We start from the raw sequence: 23935 nt of genomic DNA on the forward strand, positions 1-23935 counted from the left end.
TCCAAAGCTTCGATCAAGGGGATAAAAGGCTTGCATCTCGCGGTGCTTGCTCAGTCGCCGGCATCGACCGCGCTGACTTCATGCGACCAGACCATGGCCGAGAGATGCGCGGCATTCACCTGCTCGGCGCTGACGAACAGCGCTTCGGCGAGACGTGCCGCCTGGTCGGTCCCCGTCTCGCAGGCTTCCACCAGCGCGAGGAAGGGTGCATAGACACCCTGGCGATGCAGGATCGCCTGCTGCACCGATTCGGCGAGCTGCACCTTGGCAAGCACCTCCTGCATGGAGATGCCGAGCAGTTGATCGACGAGCGAGAACATGCCGACCACGAAGAGGTTGTCGGCCTCGCTGGAGGGCAGCATGCCGTGCCCCATCAGCTCGACGAAGCGGCCGCGCATGATGGCCTTCTTCATCATGAAGGGCGAGCTGGCCTTGTTGCTCGTGGCCAGCAGCAGAGACAGCCAGCGGAACAACGGCGAATAGCCCAGCATGGCCACCGCGTGGCGCAGCGAGGTGATCTCCACGCCCGCGCCGATGGCCGGCGAATTGATGTGGCGCAGCAGGCGGTAGGTCAGCGCGGCGTCGCGCTTGAGCGCCGATTCGATGGAGCGCACGTCCTCGTTGCGCTGGATCATCTGCATGAGCCGCACGATCAGCATGGACTCGGGCTGCAGGATGTCGACGCCCTGCTCCACGGGTGGCGGCGCATGGCCGCCATCGACGAACACGTCCACGTAGCGCGCGGCGCAGGCATCGAAGCCTTCCCAGCTGTCCATGCGGGTCGCGATCATCTGCACGGGCGGCTGCTCCGGCCGCCGGCCATCGCGAACGCTGGCGATGAGATCCCTGCTGCCGCTGCCGACGTCGAAATGCGTGATGACCTCCAGCAACGCCGGGTCCTGCGGCAGCGCCTGCGCATTGCACAGCATGAAGCCGAAGCCCTGCTCGCGCAGGAACAGCAGCATCGAGCGCGTGTCCGCGTCCATCAGGTCGTCGAGACCCATGCAAAGCACCACGTTCTCCGGCGGCAGGGCCTGCAGCTCGCTCTGGAACAGCGCATCGACCGTGACGTCGAGAAACAGCACGAGCCGCCCGAGCCGCCATCCCTTGCTGGAATTGAGATGCTTGGACACGCACGAGAGCAGTTCCCTGAACTGCGCCGACGCATCGGGCGCCCCATGGGCGCCAGCCTCGCGCCACGCCATCCTGTAGCCCCTGACGCGCTTCTGCGCGTCGAGTTGCAGGGCATAGGTCACGAAGCCGCTGGCGCCGCGTGGCTCCAGCGTCTCGCCCGCCGGAGCCCGCGTCTCCATCACCGGCTCGGTGCGTTCGCCGCGCTCCGTCGGCAAGGGCTCGCCGGCCGGTCCCTGGCGCCTGAAAAAGTCAAACCGCATTGCAAATGTCTCCGTCTGAAGCTGGTATCCATCACCCCGTCTCTGCAGGATGTACGGGGCATTGCCTAATGGGAGCCTGTCAGGCCGCGATCCGGTCCATCCGCGATGCGCCGGCCAGGGCCGCGCTGCTCGCCGCCTGCGCGCGCTGGATGCGGGGCATGGCGCCGACGTCGATGATGAAAGCCACGCTGCCATCGCCGAGGATCGTTGCGGCCGAGATGCCCGGCACCTTGCGGTAGTTGGTCTCCAGGTTCTTCACGACGACCTGGTGCTGGCCGAGCAGCTCGTCGACCAGCAGTGCGAAGCGCGTGTCGTCGGCCTGCACGATCACGAGGATGCCTTGCGTCGGGTTGACCTGCGCGCCCGCCACGTCGAACACGCGATGCAGCTCGATCAGCGGCAGGTACTCGCCGCGCACCTTGATGACGTGGCCGTCGCTGGTGATCGAATGCAGGTGCTCCGGCAGCGGCTGCAGCGACTCGATCACGTAGCTCAGCGGCAGGATGTAGGCCTCACTGCCGACCTTGACGGACATGCCGTTGAGGATCGCCAGCGTCAGGGGCAGCACGATGCGGGTCGTGGTGCCATGGCCGCCGCGCGACTGGATCTCCACGTGGCCGCCCATCTCCTGGATGTTGCGCTTGACCACGTCCATGCCGACGCCGCGGCCGGAGATGTCGGTGATCTGCTCCGCCGTCGAGAAGCCCGGCGCGAAGATGAGCTGCCACACCTCGTCGTCCGGCATCGACTCGCTCACGTTGAGGCCCTGCTGCATGGCCTTGGCGAGGATCTTCTCGCGGTTCAGGCCCGCGCCGTCGTCGCTCACCTCGATCACGATGTTGCCGCCGTGGTGCTGCGCGGACAGCAGAAGCTGGCCGGTTGCCTCCTTGCCCTTCGCAAGGCGGATGTCCGGTGTTTCGATGCCGTGGTCGAGGCTGTTGCGCACCAGGTGCGTCAGCGGGTCGACGATGCGTTCGATCAAGCCCTTGTCGAGCTCGGTTTCCTTGCCGAAGGTGTCCAGGCGCACCTGCTTTCCGAGCTTGGCGCTGACATCGCGGATCACGCGCGGGAAGCGGCTGAACACATAGTCCATTGGCATCATGCGGATGGACATGACCGACTCCTGCAGGTCGCGCGCATTGCGCTCCAAATGACCCAGGCCGCTGAGGAAGCGCTCGTACGCCACCGGGTCGAGCATCGTTGCCGCCTGCGTGAGCATGGACTGGGTGATGACCAGTTCGCCCACCAGGTTGATGAGCTGGTCGACCTTTTCGACGTCGACGCGGATCGAGCTCGATTCCTTCGCGCCCGGCGCCGCGGCTGCGGCAGGCGATGCGACGGAAGCTTGCGGCCTGCTGGCCGCATCCGCAGGCGCGGCCACCGCGGGCGCGGGCGCCGGCGCGGCGGGCCCGGCCGCGGCTTCGGCAGGCGTTGCTTGCGCGGATTCGCGCGTGATGTCGATCTGCGACTCGTCGATGACGAAGCAGCACACCGCGATGATCGCGTCCGGGTCGCAGGTCGTCTCGAGCACCACCGTCAACTGATCGCCGTTGCGCGTGCGCGAGAGGATCTTGCCGAGGTTGCCGAGTTCGTCCGCGAGCAGGTCGCACTCGCTGTCCGACAGGCGCGAGAAGCGAATCCGCAATGCGCCCTGCCCGCTGGCCGCTGCGGCCACGGGCGCGGGTGCAGCCACCGCCACAGGGGCTGGCGCAGGTGCGGGTGCGGATGCGCCGTCGCCGTTCTCGAGCGCGAGTTGTTGAAGCACGGCGCAGATGTGCGCGACTCTTTCAGGCTCGGGCTCTTTGCCAGCCTGGTAAGCAGTGAGTTGTTCTTGCAAGGCGTCCTTCGTTTCCAAAAAGGCATCGATCATCGGACCGCTCAGGCTCAACTGGCCATGGCGCGCCCGGTCCAAAAGGGTCTCCAGCAGGTGGGTCGTTTCCGTCAATGCGGTGAAGCCGAAAGTGGCCGCGCCGCCCTTGATCGAATGGGCCGCACGAAAGATGGCATTGAGCTGTTCGCTGTCCGGCGACTCCACGTCGAGTTCGAGGAGCAATTGCTCCATCTGCGCCAGAAGCTCGATGGCTTCGACAAAGAATGCTTGGGAAAACTGACTGAGGTCCATCTTCTTGTAGGTCTCGCTGTTACTGCGTCGGCGCTGATGACTTGATTGACGTCAGCTTCACGTTGTTGCCGCTGGGTGTTGCGGGTTGCGACGCCCCGATCCGCGTGGTGGGCGTGGCAGCCGCGCCGCTGTTCTCGCGCTCGATGCGTTCCTGCGTCTGTCGGTTGAGCAGGATGATGCTGATGCGGCGATTGATCGGATTGCGCGGATCGGCGTTGTCCAGATGCATGCTGTCGGCCAGGCCGACGACGCGCAGCACCTTGGTCTCGGTCATGCCACCCACGATCAGTTCGCGCCGCGATGCATTCGCACGGTCGGCGGAGAGTTCCCAGTTGCCATACGCCTTGTCACCGTTGGTGTAGACGTGCGCGTCGGTGTGACCCGACAGGGTGATCCTGTTCGGCAGGTCGTTGAGCGTGGGGCCGAGCTCGCGCAGGATCGCGCGCATGTGCGGCACGACCTTCGCGCTCGCAAGGTCGAACATCGGGCGCTTGTCGCTGTCGACGATCTGGAGGCGCAAGCCTTCGGTGGTGATGTCGATCAGGATCTGGGAGCGGAACTGCTTGAAGACCGGGCTGTTCTCGATGAGCGCGTCGAGGCGCTTCTTCATGTCGGCGAGGCGCGCGGCATCGGCCATCTCTTCGCGTTCGGCCTCGCTCAGCTTCTCTTCGCCTTCGACCTGGATCGGGTCGGGCCCGCCACCGGGGATCACGCTCGAACTCAGGCTGTTCTTGTCGCCGCCGTGCAGGGCGACCTTCAAGGGCATGCGGAAGTGCTCGGCTATGCCCTCGCGCTGCTTCGGCGTCGAGATGGACAGGAGCCACATCACGAGGAAGAACGCCATCATGGCCGTCATGAAGTCGGCGTAGGCGATCTTCCAGCCACCGCCATGGTGCCCGCCGCCCTCTCCGGCGACGCGCTTGACGATGACGCGATGCTTCTCTGCGCTCATGCTGTCAACCCCGGCGCTCAGCGCGCCTTGACTTCCCGAACGTGGTCATCCAGTTCGGTGAAGGTGGGACGTTCGGTCGAGAAGAGCACCTTGCGGCCGAACTCCACGGCCAGTTGGGGCGCATAGCCATTCAGGCTCGCGAGCAGCGTGACCTTGGCGCACTGGTAGACCTTCATGCCCTCTTCCACCTTCTGCTCGATCACGGTGGACAGCGGCGTCACGAAGCCGTAGGCCAGCAGCACGCCCAGGAAGGTACCGACCATCGCGTGCGCGATCAGCGCGCCCATCTCGGAGGGCGGCAGGTTCGCGGAGCCCAGGGCATGGACCACGCCCATCACCGCCGCCACGATGCCCAGCGCGGGCAGCGCATCTGCCACGCGCGCGAGGCTGTGCGACGGAATCTCCGCCTCGTGGCGGATGGTCTCGATCTCGTGGTCCATCAGCGCCTCGATCTCGAAGGCGTCGGTGTTGCCGCTGATGACGAGGCGCAGGTAGTCGCAGAGGAACTCCATCACGCCGGCGTCCGCCATGATGGTCGGATAGCGGCCGAAGATCTCGCTCTCGGCCGGGTTCTCGACATCGGACTCCAGCCGCATCATCCCTTCCTTGCGCGCCTTGGCCAGGAGTTCATAGAGAAGTGCGAGCAGGTCCATGTAGAGCTGCCGGTTGTGCTTGGACGAGCGCAGCAGGAGCGGCAACTCCTTGATCGTCGCCTTGATGGTCTTGCCGTTGTTCCCCGCGATGAAGGCGCCCAGCGCAGAGCCTCCGATCATCAGCAACTCGACCGGCTGGAACAGGACGCCGAAATGACCGCCCATGAGGCCATAGCCCCCGAACACGGCACCCACCACTACGAGATATCCAACCAGCACGAGCACGCGAGTCCCCTTTTGCCCTCAGGCGTCAAACAAAAAATTAGCGGATCGAGACAAACTGCCGCCTTCAACGAATTCCGCTGGCGCCCAGCGCGGAATGCGCGGGAATGGCCGACGGCTGTGCGGGCACCGGGGCCTCGGCTGCTTCGTCGACACGTTTCGGGGCGCGCACCTTGCCTGCGCGGGAAGGCGGCCGGCACAACACGCACACATAACCGTGCTGGTGGTCGTGGGCGTGAGCGACGAAATGCCCTCCGCAGCGACTGCAAGTGCTCAGTTGCAGCATGTCGCTGTCGAAAAACCGCACCATCGTGTAGGCGCGCGTGAAATCCAGCACGATTTCGCCGCCATGGGCGGTGATTTGTTCCGAATAGAGCCGGTAGGCCTTGATCAACGCCTGCAATTCGGGCTCATTGGCCTCGCGCCGCATGAACCGGTACAGGTTGTAGAACATCGACGAATGGATGTTGGCCAGCCAGGTCATGTACCAGTCGGTCGAGAACGGCAGCAAGCCCTTGGGCGGCGAAACGCCTTTCAATTCCTTGTAGAGGCGGATCAGCCGTTCGCGGCTCAATCCGACTTCCGCCTCCAGGAATTGCAACCGGGCGCCGAGTTCGATCAATTCCACCGCGAGTTGAACCTGGCGAACCTCTCCCAGAACGCTCTTGACAGTCATGCCACGGCATCCGCTTCACGGGTCTGGCGCGCCGCCATCAGGATCGACATGTGCGCCTGCTGCAGCGAGGTGTCCTTGCCTTCGCCAAAGACCGCAAACATCGGATGGTCCTCCAGGCGGAAGCTGCACAGCAGGAAGTTGGACGTCGCGAGCTTGACGATCTGCGTCAGGGACATGTTGGCCAGGAGATCCGCCAGTTCGCGGCCGACCCCGAGTCGGTACATCGCCGCGGCGCGGTCCTGCTTGGCCAACTTCTGCGCGAGGAGCATGTAGGCCAGGTTGACGTCGCCGATCTCCTTGGAGACGTCGCCACTTGCGCCCGCATCACCATTGTTTTCGATTTCCACTCTGAACCTCAATCTAAAAAATGTGCAGTTCCCGCACAAATAAACACTTGAAACCGTCTTATGGAATTTATCAGGCCGACTGGCCGAGAATCCACGAAATATGAATTGGCAATTTTAAAAAAGAGCCCCAGCTTTCAATTCAATTACGCTGGCACAAGCAATTAATTATTTCATTTGCAATCCGTCTGGACAACCACCCGAATGTGGGGTCGCCGGACAGCAACGAAAGCATTACGCTGTACTCCATCCAATCAGGTTTGAAGTCTATACACAATTTTTAACAATTGATGCGAGGCCATTTGAGCAGTACCGAAAAGTGAGACTTATCTGACACCGCCCAGCGGACAGTGTGCAAAGCAATCCAAAATAGTTACATCAAAACAAGCGGCGTCGTTCAATTGCGATGATTTAAAAAGTATTCATCAAGGACTGAGCTAGAAAGCATTCATCTCGACGCATTACTCAATGAATAATCATTGATGATGAAACCAAATAGTTCATTCCAATGTCGTCGCGTGAAATATTTCATGGGTAGGGCCTTCTGTCCCGGTGCGGTTTTCCAGCCCGTGGATCCAGGCCAGGACCTCCGCCACCGCGCGGTAGAGCTGGGGCGGGATCTGCTGGTCGAGGTCGACCTGCATCAGCAGCCTGACCAGGTCGACGGAGGCATGGACGTAAAGCCCGTTCTGCCTCGCCTCGCGCATGATCGACTCCGCCACGACGCCATAGCCCTTGGCCACCACGACCGGCGCCCGGTCCTTGTCGGCATGCGACAGCGCGACGGCGCTCTGTCGTTCGTCCATGGGCGTGCTCACGATGCGTTCTCCCCCGGGGTCTTCGGCGCCACTTGCAAGTCCTGCATCCGGAAGCCCGCGGCCTCCAGACGCTTCGCCAGCGCGTGGCCATCGGCGCGCAATGCCGCCACCGTGCCGGGCTCGCTGGCCGACAGCCTGGCCTGCAGGCCGGGGCCCGCGAGACTCAGGCGCAGATCCACGGCGCCCAGCCGGGGCAGGCTCATCGACACCGTGGTCGACCAGCGCCGCTGGTTGTCCTCGCCGGCACCTTCGTCCGGCGGCTCGGCGGCTTCTTTCTCCACCGTCCAATTCATCGCTGCGCCGGGCCAGGCCTCGCCGCTCCAGCGGAAGACCCCCGTTGCCAGCAGGTCGAGTTGCTGGTGAACGAGCGTCATGGCTTGCGGATGAATCACTTCGGCAGGTTGCGCAGGCGTCGCTGCATTCGATGCGAGCGCGGCAACCGCATGGCGTGCGGCGATGGCTTCGTCCGCCCGCTGCGTCGACGGGTGCGCTGCGGCCGGCGACGGCGCTTCGCCCCAGCGGTACGCGGCCTGCACGCGGGCAGCATCGGGTGCCAGGTCCGAATCAGCGGCCGATGGCGCGGCGCCGGGTGATGACGCGGTTTCATTCGGGCCCGGTGCACCCTGCGCACCGCGCGAGCCGGCGGATGCGTCCGCTGCGGGTCGCGCGTCGGCTGGCTGTCCCCCGACGATCGCTTCCGCGGCGGCGCCTTGCACGGCCATCAGTGGCAACGCTTCCTTCGTTGCCATTGGCGGCGGGGCTTCGGTCGATGCGACAGCAAGCGCCATCGCCTGCTGCGCAGCCGGCGTCGCCCAGCGCGCCTGTGGCTCTTGCGCCAGTTGCGCCAGCGCACGCACGCCGTTGGCGAATTCGGCCAGGTGCGACTCATAGAAGAGGCCGCTGCCGGACACCGTCTGCGCCAGCGTGCCCGCCAGCGTTGCCGCCGAGGCAGGCTGGGATGACGGCCAGGCAGGCGCAGCGCCACGCACCGGACCCGCATCGCCATGAAGATCCGACAGCACCACGCTGATGACGCGCGCCGCCACCGACAGGTCGGCTTCGGAGGGTTGACGCATGCCGGGCGCCGCCGGGGCGTCCGACGACCCGACGGGAATCAGCCGATCGAGTGCGGCGTTGGACAGCAGGCGGACATCGTTCTCGACCTTCTGCACCTGCGACACCGGTCCGGGCGCATTGATCTCCGTCTCGCCCTTGATGGCGAGCACGTCCAGCCGCGGCGAGGCCTTCGCGGCCAGCAGGTTGTCGATCAATCCGGACAGTCCGATCATGGCGGCTTCGTGTGCCTCAGTGCTGCGGACCGTAGGCGCGGCCGAGGCTGCGCTGCTGGCTCAGGAGCGACATGCGCGCGATCAATTGCTCGATCTGCGGCTTGACCAGGCCACACACCTCGTCCTGGTCGGCACGGATGCGCTCGATCAGGCGACGTGTCTCTTCGAACTGCGCCGGGTCCAGCGCTTCGATCGGATGAAGCACCTTCAGCCGGTCGACCAATGACGCGCATTGGGCTTCCAGTTCCGGAAGCTGCCCCCATTCCTTCGATCGCGCGAGCTCGGCCATGAGCGCGACGCGCGAGGCGAGTTGACCGTAGCAGTGAACGACTTCGCTTCGGGTTGCCATGTTGTCTTTTCTGGTTGTCGTGTTCATCGCGCGTGTCTCAGGCGCGCGCTGGGCCGGCGTCGATCTCGCGCCAGGCTGAAGCGATGTTGTCAAGAAGGCCATCGGCTTCGTCGAGCGCCCGCGCGTCGTTGCGCAGGTTGGCGAACAGGAGCCTTTGGATGATGTAGTCGTAGAGCGCGGTCAGGTTGCCGGCGAGTTCTTCGCCGGCAGGGCCTGCCGCCTTGGCATCGAGCGCAGCCTTGAGGCCGTTCTCGACGATGTTGACCGCCCTCGAGATCGAGTTGCCCTTGGCCTCGATATCACGCTGCGCCATGTGATGCCGCGCCATGCCGATGGCCATCTTCGCGCCGTCGAACAGCATGCAGATGAGCTGGTGCGGCGTGGCGCTCATCACGCCGGTTTCCACGCCGACGCGTGCATAGGCGCCAGCGCCGGTCCTGAAGGTGTGGGGGGTGTACATCGACGGCTCCTGTCCTGTGTTGCGGGCTACTTGCCGCTGCTGGCGTTCATCGCATCGAACTGCTGCGTGAGGTAGGTCATCGTGTTGCTCATGCTGTTGATCAGCACGTCGAGCTGATTGAACTGCTTGCGGTAGCGGTCCACCGTGGCATCGACCCGCGCCTGCATGGCGTCGTACTGTTCGTCGAGTTCCTTGATGGTGGAGGTCACGCCGTCGGTGGCGACCTTCAGGCTGCCGCCGGTCTTTGTGAGGTCATCCACCAGCGCGTCGATTTGCTTGCCATAGCCCGACGTGCTTCCCGTCGCGCTCGCGAAGAGCTTCGAAACGCCTTCCAGATTGGTCTCGAGGGCCTTGGAAAGCTTGGTCGAATCCACGGCCAGCGTCCCATCCTTCTGGAAAGACACGCCGATCTCCGTCAGCACCTTCATGTCGTTGGTGCCGCCGCTCTGCGGCGTCGTGAGCGCCTGCCGGATGCGGGTCTGGAGGTTGCGCAGGGTCGAGTCGCCGACCAGCGCTGCGCCGGTCTTTGTATCCGCGTCATAGGAGGTCAGGCTCGTCGCCGTGCTCTGCAGGCTGTTGTAGGCCTTGACGAAATCGTTGATCGCGCTCGTCACCGAAGTCGTGTTGGCCTTCATCGACAGACCGGTCGTGCCGGTCTGCACGAGGGTCAACGTCGTGCCCTGGATCGCTTCCTTGACTGTATTGCTGCCGCTTGTGATCGCGATGCCGTTGACGTTGAGCTTGGCGTTCTGTGCCGCGATGGTCTGCTGCAGGTTCTGTGTGCCAGCCGGGTCATTGTTCAGCAGGTTCTGCAGCGCCGCGTCGCCGTCGACGGAGATGCGCATGCTCGAAGCCTCGCCGGTCTGCGTGGAGTTGAGCACCAGGCGATAGGGGGTGCCGCTGCCGTCGTTGACGATGCTCGCGGTGACGCCGGCGCCCGCCGCATTGATCGCATCGCGAATGCCGCCCAGGGTGTTGTTGGTGGGATCGATGGTGATCGATTTCGCGGCACGCGTTCCGTCCGCCGTGAAACCTGCGCCGCTGTACTTGCCCGTTGCGGCGTCCAGCGTGCCGCCGGTGATCGTGCCGAAATCGATCGTGACCTTGCCGCTGCCGATCGCAGTGGTGGTGTTCGCCTGACCTGCCGCGATGGCCGACTGCGCCTGGGCCAACTGAGAGACGACGATGCTGTAGTTGCCGGACGAGGTCGGATCGGCGGAAGAAGCCGACAGGATGCCGCTCACGGTAGGCGTCCCCGTCACGGACTGGAACAACGCCGGGTCGGAAAGTTTCTTTGCGGCGCTTTGCAGCGTACCAAGCGCGCTCTGCAGCGTACCGTAGGCTGACAGCTTGCTGGTATAGCTCTTCGCCTTGGCCTCCAGGGCCACCAGCGGCTGGCTTTCCGCCGTCTGGAGTTGCGTGAGCAAGGAGCTCAGATCGAGGTTCGAGCCGACGCCGAGACTGCTGATGGTTGCCATGTTCTTGATTTCCTGGATTGCGTATGAAGAGGCGGGGCCGGCTTCAGGCCTGGTGGCTGACCAGCAGCCCCGGCGCCTTCCCCATGACCTTCGCGATGCGAATCACCTCCTCGGTCGGAATCTGGCGAATCACCACGCCATTGGCCTGGTCGACCACCTTCACGATGACCTTGTCGGTGTCCTTGTCGATCTCGAACTGCAGGCTGATCGAATGGCTGGCAAGCGAGGCGTTGGCCTCGTGCACCGCCGTCTCGATCTGCTCGGGCGTGGCCTCCTCGACCGCACCCGAAAGCGCGTCGGCGCCGGCCGGCGCGCTCGGGCCCGCGGCGCGACTGGCGAGCAGTTGCGTCCAGGGGCTGTCCTTCGCGAGGATTGCTGGCATGGGGTTCGACATGGGTTGCACCTTGATCTGGGGATTCGCTGTCCTCTGCGGCCTCGACGCGGGCCGTGGCCGCAGAGGACAGCGCAGGCCGTGAGGCCTGCGGCCGCCAGGGCCTTCCCTTGCGGGGGGGACCCGGCGCTCCTGTTCCTTTCTGATTAACGCAGGAGGGACAGCACGCCTTGCGTGGTCTGGTTGGCCTGGGCCAGCACCGAGGTGCCAGCTTGTTGCAGGATCTGGGCGCGCGTCATGTTCGACACTTCCACCGCGTAGTCGGCGTCTTCGATGCGCGAGCGCGACGAGGACAGGTTGGTCACCGTGGTGCCGAGGTTGGCGATCGTCGAGTCAAAACGGTTCTGGACCGCACCGAGCGAGCTGCGCAGCTTGTCGACCTTCGACAGGGCCGCATCCAGAGCCTTGAGCGGATCGGCGGTGGACGTAGCGCCGCTCTTCGCCTCCAGCGTGAACTTGCCCGCTTTGGCGCTGTCTTCGTAGACGAGGTTGGACGAAGCGTCGGTGACGCTGCCGTTCGCGTGCACGAAGAGGGTCTCAGCCGTGTTCTTCGTCAGGGCACCGTTCATATCGACGTTCACCGCAACACCGCCGTCAGTCACCGCACCGCCAGCAGCGACTGCATATGCCGTGCCACCCAGAGTCACGGTGCTCGCCACGCCGGTGGCGGCGGTGGCCAGTGCGGAGTTGGAGATGTGGAGGTTCGTTGCGTTGGCCGTTGCGGTACCAGCGGTGTAGGTGTACGTCGGCGCGGATGCGCCTGAGCCGACGGTGATCGTGCCGCCTGCGCCGCCGGCATTGCCCATGCTGAACAGGACGTCGCCGCTCGCGACGGTGCCGCCGCCGTTGACGTTGGCTTGAACCGCTGCGCCCGAGTTGTTGTTCTCGGTCAGGTTGCCCGCGGCGTCCAGGAAGAGCTTGTTGCCGCTGTCTGCCGAAGTCAGATTGCCGGCGCTGTCGATCTTTGCATCAACGGTCTGGTTGCCGCCGATCTTGATCGAGACCGACGTCGAACCGCCGGCGGCGGGCTTCAGGTCCGCCGCAACGTTCACGGCGGTGCGCGCGGCTTGGTTGAACTTGTAGTCGGTGCCCGTGGACGTGTAAGTGACGCCGCCGAATACGGCGGTGTCGCCCTTTACTGCCTTGCCGAGCACGGAGCTCAGCGTTGCCGCGTCAGATGCGCCGTAGTTCTTCGCGTAGGCAGTCGTGCCATTCGTCGTCGCGCCGGCGGAGTAACCCGACGCGAGCAGGGTCGTCTTGGTGGCCGCCGCATTGGGGGTGCCGCTGCCGTTGATATTGAAGCCTTCCAAGCCGAGGGTCTTGGCACTGATCTCTTGCAGGTCGATATCGATGGTTTCGCCGTCGTTCGCGCCGACCTGCACGGTCAGCTTGCCAGCATCGGCCGACAGAACCTTGACGCCGTTGAACTGGGTCTGTTCCGAAACACGGTTGATTTCGTCGAGACGCTGCGAGATTTCAGCCTGGATCGAGTCAAGGTCGCTTTGCGAGTTCGTACCGTTGGCAGCCTGCACCGACAGTTCGCGAACGCGCTGCAGGTTGTTGTTGACTTCGGTCAGCGCGCCTTCGGTCGTTTGAGCGATCGAGATGCCGTCGTTGGCGTTGCGGGTCGCTTGCGTCAGGCCCTTGATGTTGGCCGTGAAGCGGTTCGCGATGGCCTGACCGGCGGCGTCGTCCTTGGCGCTGTTGATGCGCATGCCGGAAGACAGACGCTCGATCGCGGTGTTCAGCGACGATTGCGACTTGTTGAGGTTGTTCTGCGTAAGCAGCGAGAGACTGTTGGTGTTGATGACTTGCGCCATGCTCGACTCCTGGTTGACAAAGGTTGTGGACTTCCGGCCTCTGGCCGTAACGCTGGACCCGGACTCTCCGTGAGACTCAAGCCATCGTTGGACTAGTTATCGGCAGGCCTTGTCAAACCTTTAGGGCGGAACCTGAAAAACCCCGGGCTTGCCCTGGAACACCCCGGAACCGGCTTAGGCGGGGAGATTCATGACTTCTTGATATGCCGAGACCAGGCGGTTTCGGACTTGCAACCCGGTCTGGAACGCCACGTTGGCCTTCTGCAGATCGACCATCACGTCATTGAGCGCGATTCCCGGCTTGCCGAGTTCGAAGTCCTCGGCCTGCGCGTAGGACTTGGTCTGCGCGGTGCTGATGTTGTCCAGCGAGCGCTTGAGCTCGGCCGCGAAGCCGCCGGTCTCGGCGGGGGCGGCTTGCGTCGGAGCGAATCCGGTCTGGAGCGCGGTGACCCGCATCTGCTGCAGGACGGACTCGATGGCGGCAATCGACATGAGGGACTCTCTTCTTTGTGTGAACTTAAGGGTTGCTATAGAAGCGCGCAGGCGCTCCGTCGTCTTTTCAGCGTACCAAGGGAAGACCCCGATTCAAGCCGCCAACAGACGGCAAAACCCCCCGCTATTCGGCCCATCGAATTCGGGACGGCTGTTGACAATCAACCGCGAAACGACAAGCCCGCTGACGACTTCAACGGCCTCCGGCATGACCCCTGAACAACGAATTCCCTCCTTTCACATGACAACGGGCCGCACCCGCGCACCGGCCATGGCGAGGGCTCGCGCATGAGTTCTGCTGCGCCCGCGAACGGCGCGCCGCCGGCTGCGCCTTCGCTCCCCCCGCTCCTCGACAGGCTGCGTGCGCAGCCAAAGCTGCCGCTGATCATCGGCGCGGCGACCCTCGTGGCCGCCGCTGCGGCCTTCTCGCTGTGGAACCGCGGCCCCGACTACAAGGTGCTCTACACCAATGTGTCGGACCGCGACGGCGGCGCGATCATCGCTTCGCTCCAGCAGATGAACGTGCCCTACAAGTTCGCCGACGGCGGCGGCGCGATCCTGATCGCGGGCGACAAGGTGCCCGAAGTGCGACTCAAGCTCGCGGCGCAGGGCTTGCCCAAGGCCGGCGGCGTGGGCTTCGAGCTGATGGACAACCAGAAGTTCGGCACCAGCCAATTCGCCGAGCAGGTCAACTACCAGCGCGCGCTCGAAGGCGAACTCGCGCGCTCGATCGAATCCATCGGCACGGTCGAAGCGGCGCGGGTGCACCTGGCGCTGCCCAAGCCGTCGCTGTTCGTGCGCGAGCAAAAGAAGCCGTCCGCATCGGTGGTGCTGACGCTGGCGCGCGGCCGCAGCATCGACGAAGGCCAGGTCAGCGCCATCGTCCACATGATCTCCAGCAGCGTGCCGGAGCTGGACCCCAAGAGCGTGACGGTGGTCGACCAGCGCGGCAACCTGCTCTCGGCCGCCAACAGCGGCGCGCGCGGGCTGGACGTGAGCCAGCTCAAGTATGTGCAGGAGATCGAGCAGGGCTACATCCGCCGCATCGAGACCATCCTGCAGCCCATCCTGGGCGCGAACAACGTGCGGGCACAGGTCGCGGCGGACATCGACTTCTCGGTGGTCGAGCACACCGACGAGAAGTACCGCCCCAACCAGACGCCCGGGCAGGCCGCGATGCGCAGCCAGCAATCGAGCGAATCGAGCCAGCACGGCGGCCTGCCGCCCGGCGGCGTGCCGGGCGCGCTGACGAACCAGCCGCCGGTCAACCCGACCGCACCGATCACCGCGCCCAAGCCCCCGGCCGCGCCGGGCACCCCGGGAGCGGCCACCAACGGCGCCGCCAACGCGAGCACCGCCGGCTCGACCGTCAGCACCTCCGCCCCGACCGGCCCCGGCAGCTCGCGCAAGGACGTGACGACCAACTACGAGCTCGACCGCTCGATCCGCCACGTGCAGCAAGGCGCAGGCGCGATCAAGCGGCTTTCGGTCGCGGTCGTCGTGAACTACAAGGACGCCGCCGACGGCGCCGGCAAGACCGCCACGCGCGCGCTGACGCCGGTCGAGATCGAACAGATCCGGAACCTGGCCAAGGAAGCCATGGGCTACAGCCAGGACCGCGGCGACTCGCTCAACGTCGTGAACAGCGCCTTCGCCGCAGACCGCGAAGCTCCGGCAGCCGAAGTCCCGTTCTGGCGCGACCGCGAGAACATCGAGCTCGGCAAGACGATCGGCCAGTACCTGCTGATCGCCTTCCTCGCCCTCTTCGCCTGGTTCGCGGTGCTGCGGCCCCTGCTGCGCAAGCACCTGGCACCGCCGCCCGCACCGGTCGTGGAAGCCGCGCCGCAGGAAGCCACCGGCGAGCCCGCGAAGGAAGAGGAGCCCAAGATCTCGCCGGAGGAAGCCCTGCGCCAGCGCGAAGCCCTCCGCCAGAAGGCCGACATGGAATACGCCCATCACCTCGCGGACCAGGATCCCAAGCTGGTCGCCATGCTGATTCAACACTGGATGAACGCCAATGATCAGTGAACTCGGAACCCGCAAGAGCGCCATCCTGCTGATGGCACTGGGCGAGGACCGTGCAGCCGCCGCGCTGCACCTCCTGCCGACCGCCGAAGTGCAGACCCTCGGCCTCGCGATGGCGAAACTGTCCTCGGTCTCCAAGGATGAACTCGCCTCGGTGCTCGCCGAGTTCCGACAGGAAACCGAGCAGTTCTCCGCGCTGCACCTCGGCTCCAGCAGCTACATCCGTGCGGTGCTGAAGAAGGCGCTCGGCGACGACCGCGCCAGCAATCTGCTGGAGGACATCCTGCAGGCCGACGAGCCGCACAGCGGCATCGAGCGCCTCAACCAGCTCGAGGCCGGCGAGGTGGCGGAACTCATCCGCGACGAGCATCCGCAGATCCTCGCGACGGTGCTCATCCACCTGGATCGCCTGAAGGCTTCGGAAGTGCTCGAGAAGCTGCCGACGCGCCTGCGCCACGACGTGATCATGCGCGTCGCCACCTTCGGCGGCGTGCAACCGTCGGCGCTGAACGAGTTGACCGACGTGCTCACCGAGATGCTCTCGGGCCAGGGCCTGAAGCGCAGCCGCCTCGGCGGCGTGAGGACGGCGGCGGAAATCGTCAACCTGATGAGCAGCACGCAGGAAGAAGAAGCCATCGCCCATGTGCGGGCGGTGGACGAGGCCCTGGCGCAGCGCATCGTCGACGAGATGTTCGTGTTCGAGAACCTGCTGAGCCTGGAGGACCGGAGCATCCAGCGCCTGCTCAAGGACATCGAGTCCGATTCGCTCATCATCGCGCTCAAGGGCGCGCCGCAGGAGCTGCGCGACAAGTTCCTCAACAACATGTCGCAACGCGCTGCCGAAACGCTGCGCGAGGACATGGAGCTCAGCGGGCCGGTGCGCGTGTCTCAGGTCGAGACCGAGCAGAAGGCCATCCTGCAGGTCGCACGCCGCCTGGCCGAGGCCGGCGAAATCGTGATTGCGGCGCCGGGCACCGATGACTTTGTCTAAGTACCCCTCCCCCTCCGGCGCGCGCTCGCGCCTGGCTTCGGCCTACGCCCCTGCAGCGGTGCCGGTCGCGTCCGCCAAACCGGCCAAGCCGGTGCTGTCCGCCTGGCAACGCTGGGAGATGGACACACTGAACGAGCCCCAGGCGCCCGCACAGCGCAAGCTCGCGGTGCCCACCGAGGCGCCGCCCTCGCCCGCCCTGGCGCATGCCGCCGAGCTTGCGCGGCTGCGCCGCGAAGCACGCACTGCCGGCGAAGCCGAAGGCCGCGCCGAGGGTCGCGCCATGGGCCATGAGGAAGGTGTCGCGGCAGGCCGCGCCGAGGGCCTGGCCGCGGGCCTCGCTGCCGCGAGCGCGCACGCCGAACAGCTCAAGGCGCTGTCCGCGAGCCTGCCGGCCGCACTGCGCCGTGCCGAAGCCGAACTGGCCGACGCCATCCTCACGCTCGCGCTGGATGTCGCAAGGCAGGTCGTCCACCGCACCTTGCGCGCCGAGCCCGAATGGGTGCTGCCGCTCGTGCAGGACTTGCTCCACACCGAGCCCGCGCTTCAGGGCGAACCCCGCCTGCTGCTTCATCCGGACGACGTGGCGCTGGTCAGGAGCAGCCTCGGCAACGAGCTGCAGACGGCCGGCTGGCAGGTGCGCGCCGACGAGGCCATCGCCCGGGGTGGCTGCCGCGTTCAATCAGCCAGCGGCGAAATGGACGCCAGCCTGGAGACGCGCTGGAAAAGCGTGACCGCGGCGCTGCACCGCGACGCCGACACGCAGGGGGTCTGAGCCAATGCCCGTCGACACGCCCACCGCCACCCCGAATCCCCACCTGCAATCGTGGCTCACCACGCTGGCACAGGCCCGCAGCGACGTGAGCCGCTGCGTGATGACCACCCAGTCGGGCCGCCTGACGCGCGCCGTCGGCCTCGTGCTCGAAGCCGTCGGCCTGCAGATGCCGGTCGGCAGCGACTGCCTGATCGAGCTGCCCGCCGGCCATCCGCAACGCTACGCCGAAGCCGAAGTCGTGGGCTTCGCCGGCGACCGCCTTTTCCTGATGCCTCAAAGCGAAGTCGCCGGCCTGCTGCCCGGCGCGCGCGTCATTCCACGGCCGGGCACCACGGGCTCAACCCTGGCTGGCGACGGCCACACCAAGCGGCTGCCGGTCGGTGAAGGGATGCTCGGGCGCGTGGTCGATGCGGCCGGCCGACCGCTCGACGGGCTCGGCCCGCTCGACATCAGCCGCAAGGTGCCGCTGTCCTCACCGCCGATGAATCCGCTCTCGCGTGCGCCGATCGATTCGGTCCTCGACGTGGGCGTGCGGGCCGTCAACGCGATGCTCACGGTCGGGCGCGGGCAGCGCATGGGCCTTTTCGCGGGCTCCGGCGTGGGCAAGAGCGTGCTGCTGGGGATGATGGCGCGCTACACCAGCGCCGAGGTGATCGTGGTGGGCCTGATCGGCGAGCGCGGTCGCGAGGTGAAGGACTTCATCGAGAACACGCTGGGCGAGGAAGGGCTGGCGCGCTCGGTCGTCGTCGCCGCGCCGGCCGACAACTCGCCGCTGCTGCGGCTGCAGGGTGCGGCCTATGCGACCTGCCTGGCCGAATACTTCCGCGACCAGGGCAGGGACGTCCTGCTCATCATGGATTCGCTGACGCGCTATGCCATGGCCCAGCGCGAGATCGCGCTGGCCGTGGGCGAGCCGCCGGCCACCAAGGGCTATCCACCGTCGGTGTTCGCGAAACTGCCTGCATTGGTGGAACGCGCCGGCAACGGCGCGCGCGATGCCGAGGGCCGGGGCGGCTCCATCACCGCCTTCTACACCGTGCTCTCCGAAGGCGACGACCAGCAGGACCCCATTGCCGACTCGGCACGCGCCATCCTGGACGGCCACGTCGTGCTGTCGCGCACCCTGGCGGAAGCGGGGCACTACCCGGCGATCGACATCGAGGCGTCCATCAGCCGCGCAATGACCGCGCTGATCCCGCCCACGCAGTTCGACACCGTGCGCCGCTTCAAGCAGATGCTGTCGCGCTACCAGCGCAACCGCGACCTGATCAGCGTCGGCGCCTATGCGCCCGGGCACGACCTGCAGCTCGACCAGGCGATCGCGATGTATCCGCGGATCGAGGCTTTCCTGCAGCAGTCGATGGAAGAGCGCACCGACTACGCCGCATCGATCTCCCGCATGAGCAAGCTCTTCGAACCTCACTGACCGCCATGGCACAGAAACTCCCTCTCGACACGCTGACCGATCTCGCACGCACGCAGACCGACGATGCCGCACGGCGGCTGGGCGCGCTGCAAAGCGCGCAGCTCAGTTCGAGCCAGAAGCTGGACCTGCTGCTGCAGTACCGCCAGGACTACTACGACCAGCTGCACGCGCTGATGAATACCGGCCTGCCGACCGCCAAGTGGCGAAACTACCAGGCCTTCCTCGGCACGCTCGATGGCGCCATCGAGCAGCAACGCGCCATCGTCGCCCAGGCCGCTTCCCGGCTGGACCACGGGCGCGCCGACTGGCAGCACCACAAGCGCCGCCTCAATTCCTTCGACACGCTCGCCGAACGGGTGCGCCGCCAGGAAATGCTGGCGCAGGCCAAGCGCGACCAGCGCGACAGCGACGAACGAGCGGCCCGGAAATTCTTCGACCGCGCCGCCAACCCGACCCTTTGAAGCACTGGATCGCCCATGCCTACCCTGATCTCGACTTCGGTCAACGTTCCCGGCACCTCGGTGTCTTCCACCGGCCCGCGCGGCCGCGGCGCCGAGCAGGCCGAGGGCCGCAGCTTCGGCGCGGTGCTCGACCGCTCGCGGGCCGCAAGCAACGCGGGTGCTCAAGAAGCCTCTGCCGACACCGACCCCTCCGCCTCCGTCGCGAGCCGCAAGCTGGCGCGCGCCGCCGAGAAGAAGAGCCAGTTGACGGCCGAGGACGTGATGGCGCTGCTGGCACCGTTGCCGGCGCACATCGCACCGATTGCCGTCGATGCCAAGGCCGGCGCCGCCCTCGCCTCGCGAGGCGCGAAGGCCGTCGGGACCGTGGCGGACGGCACGGCGCCGGAAGCCACGCCCGCCGCGTTGGACGGCGATGGCGCAGCCCTTGCGGCGACCTCGACCGAAGCCGCCGCGGAGCAGGCGACCGGCGCGGTTGCCGCTGCCCAGGGCGATGCCAAAGACGGGAAGCCGGCAGCCACGCCGGAGTCGGCCGCCGACCCGTCGTTCAAGGATGCGCTCGCGCAATCCGCGCCGGCAGACGCCGCCACTGGCAGCGCTGCGGCCTCAACGGCCGCACGCCCTGGTGTCGGCACGGCCACGACGCCCGCCGCACCCGCCGACCCGGCCATCGTCGCGACGGCAACCGCCGACAAGGCCAAGGTATCGGCAGCGGCGGACAAGGCGCAGCCGGCACCACCATTGCAAGCGGCCGACAGCATCAAGGTGGCCGCAGCCGCGGATGCGGCCGGCAGTTCCTTCGACACATCCTCCGAATCCAGCCCTCAGCCCTTGCCCCAGCTTCAATCGGCGGCTCCCCTGGCCGAACGTGCCGGCACGCCGTCGGGCAGCACGCCTGTCCTGTCCGTCGCCCCGCCCGTGGGCAGTGACGAATGGGGACCCGCGATCGGCCAACAGATGATCCGCATGAGCGCCAGCGGCCATCAGGTCGCCGAGCTGAACCTCAACCCCGCCGGCCTCGGCCCGCTCAAGGTGACGCTGACGATGGGCGATAGCCAGGCGCAGGCGATGTTCGTGTCGGCCCATGAAGGCGTGCGCAAGGCAGTCGAGGCCGCATTGCCGCAGTTGCGCACGACGCTCGCCGAACAGGGCATCAGCCTGGGCCAGACCTCGGTCGGCGCCGAGACGCGCCAGCCCTTCGGACAGGACGCTGCCTTCGCGCAGCAGAACCCATCGCGCTCGCCGAACCAGCCAGATTACCCGGGCGCCGGCCGCAGCGGCAACGCAACGGCGCCGGCGAGCACTTCCGCCCCCTCGGCGCCCCTGCGCCACTCGACGGCGGGCCTGGACACCTTCGCCTGAACGAAGCCGACGCGCAACCGCCCGCAGCGACCTCGATCACGCGGCAATGGCCGATCTGAAGCGCTTTTCCCCGCTTGATCAGCGCTTCGCTGGCGAGGCAGTTCGCAAAGAATAGACCGAACAAGAAATCCAGCTACACCATGGCTTCCTCACCTCCTGTCGCCAATGTCGCCAACGGCGCCACTGCTCCCGCCCCCCGCTCCTCGAAGCTGCTCATCGGCCTCCTGGTCGGCGTCAGCCTCATCGCTGCAGCCGCGGTGGGCTACGTCTTCGTGATCGGCCCCAAGGCCGCGCACACCACCACGGAGGCCGCCAAGCCCGTGGTGCCGGAGAAGCCGATCTTCGTCACGCTGGAGCCGCTGACCGTCAACCTCCAGGGCGAAGGCCGCGGCAAGTTCCTGCACATCGGCATGTCGCTGAAAGTGCGCGACGAACCGGCCAAGGCGCAGATCGTCGAATTCATGCCCGAGCTGCGCAGCCGGGTGCTGCTGTTGCTGTCGAACCGCCTGCCCGAGTCCCTGGTGTCCACCGAGGACAAGAGCAAGCTGGCCGAGGAGATCCGCACCGAGCTGAACCGCCCCCTGGCCGACAACCTGCCTTCGCAGGGCATCGCCAGCGTCTCCTTCAACACCTTCGTGGTGCAGTGACCGCAAGCAGGCAGGCAACCCATGGCCTATGAACAGGTCCTCTCGCAGGACGAGGTCGATGCGCTGCTGAACGGCGTGACGGGCGGCAGCGTCGACCAGACCGCCAAGCCCGCGGCGCCGGCCGACGGCCTCCCGGCCTACGACCTCGGCGCGCCCGACCGCGTGGTGCGCAGCCGCATGCACACGCTGGAGGTCATCAACGACCGCTTTGCGCGCGGCCTGCGCGGCGCGCTGCTGAACTTCATGCGCCGCAGCCCCGACATCACGGTCGGGTCGGTGCAGATCCAGCAGTACGGCGAATTCGTCCGGCACCTGCCCGTGCCGGCGAACATCAACATGCTGCACATGAAGCCGCTGCGCGGCACCGCCCTGTTCGTGTTCGACCCGAAGCTGGTGTTCCTCGTGGTGGACAACCTCTTCGGCAGCGACGGCCGCTACCACGTGCGAGTGGAAGGCCGCGACTTCACGCGGACCGAGCAGCGCATCATCAAGCGCCTGCTGGACATCTCGCTGCAGTGCTATGGCGATGCCTGGCAGCCGGTGTACCCGCTGGACTTCGACTACGTGCGCGCCGAGATGCACGGCAAGCTGGCCAACATCGTCGCGCCCAACGAGGTGGTGATCAACACCACCCTCCAGATCGAGTTCGGCCCCATCGGCGGCTTCCTGCACGTGTGCATCCCCTACTCGATGATCGAGCCGATCCGCGACCTGCTGTCCAACCCGATCCAGGACGAGGTCGAGGTCGACAAGCGCTGGGTCAGGCAGATGTCCCGGCAGATGCAGGCGGCCGACGTCGAACTCACGGCGGACTTCGTCACCATGTCATCGACCATCGGCGAGATCCTCCAGCTTCAGGTAGGCGACGTGCTGCCCATCGAACTGCCGTCCAGCGTCACCGCCAGGGTCGACGGCGTGCCGGTGATGGAGTGCGGCTACGGCACGTCGAACGACCGCTACGCACTGCGCGTGCAACACATGATCACTCACCAAGACAGCGACTCGAAGAACGACCATGACTGACAACACCTCTTCGGCCAGCGACGCGGACGACTGGGCCAGCGCCCTGGCCGAGCAGACCGCCGCGGCCTCCGCGCCTGCACCCGAGCCCGCACCGGCGCCAGCGACCGCGCAGGTCTTCCAGCAGATCCAGGAGACGGCCTCCAGCGCCGTCAACGTCTCGCCCGTGGACATCGCGCGGGTGATGGACGTGCCGGTGCAGCTCACGGCCGAGATCGGCCGCACGCGCATCACCATCAAGAACCTGCTGCAGCTCTCGCAAGGCTCGGTGGTGGAACTCGACGGGCTGGCTGGCCAGCCGCTGGACGTGCTGATCAACGGCTACCTGATCGCGCAGGGCGAAGTGGTGGTGGTCAACGACAAGTACGGCATTCGCCTGACGGACATCATCACGCCCTCCGAGCGGATGCAGAAGCTCGCGAAGTAGATGAAGCACCTCCAGCCTCGCCCACTTCGTGTGGCTCGGACACCCCCTTCCAGGGGGCAATCCCGGCGGCCAGGCGGAGCCCGTTCCGCGGGATTTCCGGGCTTCGGCGCGCGCCTGCTGGCGGCGGCGATGACGCTTGCGGCGCTGCCGGTGCATGCGGCGCTGCCCACGGTGCCATCGCATGGCGTCGAGGCATCGGCATCGGCATCGCCGGTGGTCGGTGCGTCGGGCCTGATGCAGGCCGGCCTCGGCATGGCAGTAGTGCTCGGACTGATCTTTCTCTGCGCCTGGCTCGCGCGCCGCTTCGGCCTGCAGCGCTTCGGCGGCGGCCATGTGGTGAAGGTCGTGTCGAGCTCCAGCGTCGGCCAGCGCGAGCGCGTGGTCGTGGTCGAAGTCGGCGCCACCTGGCTCGTGCTCGGCGTCACCCCCAGCCAGATCAACACCTTGCACACCCTGCCGGCGCAGGCCGTGCCCGGCAGCGCGTCTGCCGGCCAGGACGCGCAGGCGTTCAAGCCCATCGACCTGTTCGCGCAGAAGCTGTGCGAATCCCTTACCGGCAAGCCCCGCCCGGCCCCATGATGCGCAGCGCCTTTCGTCGAAGCCTTCAGGGCGGCATGGTGCTGCTCGCGGCCACGCTGCCGATGGCCGCATGGACCCAGGGCCTGCCCGGCCTGATCAGCACCCCCGGCCCCGGCGGCAGCCAGACCTGGTCGCTCAGCGTGCAGACGCTGGTGCTGCTGACCTCGATGTCCTTCCTGCCGGCGCTGCTGCTGTGCATGACGAGCTTCACCCGCATCCTGATCGTGCTGGGCCTGCTGCGCACCGCCATCGGCACCCAGTCCTCGCCGCCCAACCAGATCCTCGTGGGCCTGTCGCTCTTCCTGACCTTCTTCGTGATGTCGCCGGTCTTCGACAAGGTCTACAACGAGGCCTACAAGCCCTTCTCCGAGAACAAGATCGGCACGGACAAGGCGCTGGAGCGCGGCATCGAACCCTTCAAGACCTTCATGCTCCGCCAGACCCGCGAAAACGACCTGGCCCTGTTCGCCAAGCTCGCGAAGGTGCCCGAGATGCAAGGGCCGGAAGACGTGCCCTTGCGCATCCTGCTGCCCTCCTTCGTGATCAGCGAGCTCAAGACAGCCTTCCAGATCGGCTTCACCATCTTCATTCCGTTCCTGATCATCGACCTGGTGGTCGCGAGCGTGCTGATGTCGATGGGGATGATGATGGTGCCGCCCGCCGGTATCGCGCTGCCCTTCAAGCTGATGCTGTTCGTGCTGGCCGATGGTTGGCAGTTGCTGATCGGCGCCCTGGCCCAGAGCTTCTATCAATGAACCACCCCCAGGC

The 23935-nt window shown here is 66.2% G+C and carries 25 protein-coding genes; 11 read left to right on the forward strand and 14 right to left on the reverse strand.

Features of this window, described 5'->3' with window-relative positions:
* Positions 1 to 50: 50 nt before the first annotated feature.
* The 14 genes from QTH97_RS05295 to fliE form a co-directional block, all read right to left on the reverse strand.
* Positions 51 to 1394 carry an EAL and HDOD domain-containing protein gene (locus QTH97_RS05295; RefSeq protein WP_286566999.1) on the reverse strand — a complete coding sequence of 448 codons (1344 nt, stop codon included), beginning with the start codon at positions 1392 to 1394 and terminating at the stop codon, positions 51 to 53.
* Between the two features lie 79 nt (positions 1395 to 1473).
* Entirely contained in the window at positions 1474 to 3516 is a 2043-nt protein-coding gene (gene cheA, locus QTH97_RS05300; RefSeq protein ID WP_286567000.1) for a chemotaxis protein CheA, read from the reverse strand.
* A 19-nt stretch (positions 3517 to 3535) separates the two neighbouring features.
* Positions 3536 to 4468: a flagellar motor protein MotB gene (gene motB / locus QTH97_RS05305; RefSeq protein WP_286567001.1), complete on the reverse strand. Its 933-nt coding sequence runs from the start codon at positions 4466 to 4468 to the stop codon at positions 3536 to 3538.
* A 17-nt stretch (positions 4469 to 4485) separates the two neighbouring features.
* Positions 4486 to 5346, reverse strand: coding sequence for a flagellar motor stator protein MotA (gene motA, locus QTH97_RS05310; protein WP_286567002.1), 861 nt, complete (start codon positions 5344 to 5346; stop codon positions 4486 to 4488).
* Positions 5347 to 5410: 64 nt separating this feature from the next.
* The gene (flhC, locus tag QTH97_RS05315; protein WP_286567003.1) at positions 5411 to 6019 is read right to left on the reverse strand and encodes a flagellar transcriptional regulator FlhC; all 609 of its coding nucleotides are present in this window, start codon (positions 6017 to 6019) and stop codon (positions 5411 to 5413) included.
* A complete protein-coding gene (gene flhD, locus QTH97_RS05320; protein ID WP_286567004.1) occupies positions 6016 to 6366 on the reverse strand; it encodes a flagellar transcriptional regulator FlhD in 351 nt (116 codons plus the stop codon). Before flhD ends, flhC begins: the two co-directional genes overlap by 4 nt.
* Before the next feature lie 497 nt (positions 6367 to 6863).
* A complete protein-coding gene (locus QTH97_RS05325) occupies positions 6864 to 7169 on the reverse strand; it encodes an EscU/YscU/HrcU family type III secretion system export apparatus switch protein (protein ID WP_444813385.1) in 306 nt (101 codons plus the stop codon).
* 8 nt (positions 7170 to 7177) lie between these two features.
* Positions 7178 to 8470, reverse strand: coding sequence for a flagellar hook-length control protein FliK (gene fliK / locus QTH97_RS05330; RefSeq protein ID WP_286567006.1), 1293 nt, complete (start codon positions 8468 to 8470; stop codon positions 7178 to 7180).
* 16 nt (positions 8471 to 8486) lie between these two features.
* On the reverse strand, positions 8487 to 8819 hold the full coding sequence (locus QTH97_RS05335) for a flagellar protein FliT (RefSeq protein WP_286567007.1): 333 nt from the start codon (positions 8817 to 8819) through the stop codon (positions 8487 to 8489).
* A gap of 37 nt (positions 8820 to 8856) precedes the next feature.
* The gene (fliS, locus tag QTH97_RS05340; RefSeq protein WP_286567008.1) at positions 8857 to 9279 is read right to left on the reverse strand and encodes a flagellar export chaperone FliS; all 423 of its coding nucleotides are present in this window, start codon (positions 9277 to 9279) and stop codon (positions 8857 to 8859) included.
* Between the two features lie 26 nt (positions 9280 to 9305).
* Positions 9306 to 10757, reverse strand: coding sequence for a flagellar filament capping protein FliD (fliD, locus tag QTH97_RS05345; RefSeq protein WP_286567009.1), 1452 nt, complete (start codon positions 10755 to 10757; stop codon positions 9306 to 9308).
* 43 nt (positions 10758 to 10800) lie between these two features.
* Positions 10801 to 11151, reverse strand: coding sequence for a flagellar protein FlaG (locus QTH97_RS05350; RefSeq protein ID WP_286567010.1), 351 nt, complete (start codon positions 11149 to 11151; stop codon positions 10801 to 10803).
* Positions 11152 to 11294: 143 nt separating this feature from the next.
* A complete protein-coding gene (locus QTH97_RS05355; RefSeq protein WP_286567011.1) occupies positions 11295 to 12968 on the reverse strand; it encodes a flagellin N-terminal helical domain-containing protein in 1674 nt (557 codons plus the stop codon).
* Between the two features lie 174 nt (positions 12969 to 13142).
* Entirely contained in the window at positions 13143 to 13460 is a 318-nt protein-coding gene (gene fliE / locus QTH97_RS05360; RefSeq protein WP_286567012.1) for a flagellar hook-basal body complex protein FliE, read from the reverse strand.
* Between the two features lie 288 nt (positions 13461 to 13748).
* Here fliE and fliF point away from each other — a divergent pair, with 288 nt between their 5' ends.
* From fliF to fliP, 11 genes are all read left to right on the forward strand, one after another.
* Positions 13749 to 15488 (forward strand): flagellar basal-body MS-ring/collar protein FliF, encoded by a 1740-nt coding sequence (gene fliF / locus QTH97_RS05365; protein WP_286567013.1) that lies wholly within the window; start codon positions 13749 to 13751, stop codon positions 15486 to 15488.
* Positions 15478 to 16476 carry a flagellar motor switch protein FliG gene (gene fliG / locus QTH97_RS05370; RefSeq protein WP_286567014.1) on the forward strand — a complete coding sequence of 333 codons (999 nt, stop codon included), beginning with the start codon at positions 15478 to 15480 and terminating at the stop codon, positions 16474 to 16476. Before fliF ends, fliG begins: the two co-directional genes overlap by 11 nt.
* On the forward strand, positions 16463 to 17248 hold the full coding sequence (gene fliH / locus QTH97_RS05375; RefSeq protein ID WP_286567015.1) for a flagellar assembly protein FliH: 786 nt from the start codon (positions 16463 to 16465) through the stop codon (positions 17246 to 17248). The genes fliG and fliH overlap by 14 nt, the downstream gene beginning before the upstream one ends.
* A gap of 4 nt (positions 17249 to 17252) precedes the next feature.
* Entirely contained in the window at positions 17253 to 18674 is a 1422-nt protein-coding gene (gene fliI, locus QTH97_RS05380) for a flagellar protein export ATPase FliI (RefSeq protein WP_286567016.1), read from the forward strand.
* A 5-nt stretch (positions 18675 to 18679) separates the two neighbouring features.
* Complete coding sequence (gene fliJ / locus QTH97_RS05385) at positions 18680 to 19135, forward strand: flagellar export protein FliJ (RefSeq protein WP_286567017.1); 456 nt, start codon at positions 18680 to 18682, stop codon at positions 19133 to 19135.
* 15 nt (positions 19136 to 19150) lie between these two features.
* Complete coding sequence (locus tag QTH97_RS05390; protein ID WP_286567018.1) at positions 19151 to 20494, forward strand: flagellar hook-length control protein FliK; 1344 nt, start codon at positions 19151 to 19153, stop codon at positions 20492 to 20494.
* 140 nt (positions 20495 to 20634) lie between these two features.
* On the forward strand, positions 20635 to 21141 hold the full coding sequence (gene fliL, locus QTH97_RS05395; RefSeq protein ID WP_286567019.1) for a flagellar basal body-associated protein FliL: 507 nt from the start codon (positions 20635 to 20637) through the stop codon (positions 21139 to 21141).
* Positions 21142 to 21162: 21 nt separating this feature from the next.
* Complete coding sequence (fliM, locus tag QTH97_RS05400) at positions 21163 to 22164, forward strand: flagellar motor switch protein FliM (RefSeq protein ID WP_286567020.1); 1002 nt, start codon at positions 21163 to 21165, stop codon at positions 22162 to 22164.
* On the forward strand, positions 22157 to 22588 hold the full coding sequence (gene fliN / locus QTH97_RS05405; protein WP_286567021.1) for a flagellar motor switch protein FliN: 432 nt from the start codon (positions 22157 to 22159) through the stop codon (positions 22586 to 22588). Before fliM ends, fliN begins: the two co-directional genes overlap by 8 nt.
* 129 nt (positions 22589 to 22717) lie before the next feature.
* Entirely contained in the window at positions 22718 to 23167 is a 450-nt protein-coding gene (fliO, locus tag QTH97_RS05410) for a flagellar biosynthetic protein FliO (protein WP_286567022.1), read from the forward strand.
* Positions 23164 to 23922, forward strand: coding sequence for a flagellar type III secretion system pore protein FliP (gene fliP, locus QTH97_RS05415; RefSeq protein ID WP_506555384.1), 759 nt, complete (start codon positions 23164 to 23166; stop codon positions 23920 to 23922). The genes fliO and fliP overlap by 4 nt, the downstream gene beginning before the upstream one ends.
* Positions 23923 to 23935 lie beyond the last annotated feature (13 nt).

The organism is Variovorax gracilis, assembly GCF_030317115.1.
Classification (GTDB): Bacteria; Pseudomonadota; Gammaproteobacteria; order Burkholderiales; family Burkholderiaceae_C; genus Variovorax; species Variovorax gracilis.

Coding starts and splice junctions, on each gene's coding strand:
- QTH97_RS05295 (WP_286566999.1), bottom strand. CDS start 1,394: ATGCGGTTTGACTTTTTCAGGCGCCAGGGACCGGCCGGCGAGCCCTTG.
- cheA (WP_286567000.1), bottom strand. CDS start 3,516: ATGGACCTCAGTCAGTTTTCCCAAGCATTCTTTGTCGAAGCCATCGAG.
- motB (WP_286567001.1), bottom strand. CDS start 4,468: ATGAGCGCAGAGAAGCATCGCGTCATCGTCAAGCGCGTCGCCGGAGAG.
- flhC (WP_286567003.1), bottom strand. CDS start 6,019: ATGACTGTCAAGAGCGTTCTGGGAGAGGTTCGCCAGGTTCAACTCGCG.
- QTH97_RS05325 (WP_444813385.1), bottom strand. CDS start 7,169: ATGGACGAACGACAGAGCGCCGTCGCGCTGTCGCATGCCGACAAGGAC.
- fliK (WP_286567006.1), bottom strand. CDS start 8,470: ATGATCGGACTGTCCGGATTGATCGACAACCTGCTGGCCGCGAAGGCC.
- QTH97_RS05335 (WP_286567007.1), bottom strand. CDS start 8,819: ATGGCAACCCGAAGCGAAGTCGTTCACTGCTACGGTCAACTCGCCTCG.
- fliS (WP_286567008.1), bottom strand. CDS start 9,279: ATGTACACCCCCCACACCTTCAGGACCGGCGCTGGCGCCTATGCACGC.
- fliD (WP_286567009.1), bottom strand. CDS start 10,757: ATGGCAACCATCAGCAGTCTCGGCGTCGGCTCGAACCTCGATCTGAGC.
- QTH97_RS05350 (WP_286567010.1), bottom strand. CDS start 11,151: ATGTCGAACCCCATGCCAGCAATCCTCGCGAAGGACAGCCCCTGGACG.
- QTH97_RS05355 (WP_286567011.1), bottom strand. CDS start 12,968: ATGGCGCAAGTCATCAACACCAACAGTCTCTCGCTGCTTACGCAGAAC.
- fliE (WP_286567012.1), bottom strand. CDS start 13,460: ATGTCGATTGCCGCCATCGAGTCCGTCCTGCAGCAGATGCGGGTCACC.
- fliF (WP_286567013.1), top strand. CDS start 13,749: ATGAGTTCTGCTGCGCCCGCGAACGGCGCGCCGCCGGCTGCGCCTTCG.
- fliG (WP_286567014.1), top strand. CDS start 15,478: ATGATCAGTGAACTCGGAACCCGCAAGAGCGCCATCCTGCTGATGGCA.
- fliH (WP_286567015.1), top strand. CDS start 16,463: ATGACTTTGTCTAAGTACCCCTCCCCCTCCGGCGCGCGCTCGCGCCTG.
- fliI (WP_286567016.1), top strand. CDS start 17,253: ATGCCCGTCGACACGCCCACCGCCACCCCGAATCCCCACCTGCAATCG.
- fliJ (WP_286567017.1), top strand. CDS start 18,680: ATGGCACAGAAACTCCCTCTCGACACGCTGACCGATCTCGCACGCACG.
- QTH97_RS05390 (WP_286567018.1), top strand. CDS start 19,151: ATGCCTACCCTGATCTCGACTTCGGTCAACGTTCCCGGCACCTCGGTG.
- fliL (WP_286567019.1), top strand. CDS start 20,635: ATGGCTTCCTCACCTCCTGTCGCCAATGTCGCCAACGGCGCCACTGCT.
- fliM (WP_286567020.1), top strand. CDS start 21,163: ATGGCCTATGAACAGGTCCTCTCGCAGGACGAGGTCGATGCGCTGCTG.
- fliN (WP_286567021.1), top strand. CDS start 22,157: ATGACTGACAACACCTCTTCGGCCAGCGACGCGGACGACTGGGCCAGC.
- fliO (WP_286567022.1), top strand. CDS start 22,718: ATGACGCTTGCGGCGCTGCCGGTGCATGCGGCGCTGCCCACGGTGCCA.
- fliP (WP_506555384.1), top strand. CDS start 23,164: ATGATGCGCAGCGCCTTTCGTCGAAGCCTTCAGGGCGGCATGGTGCTG.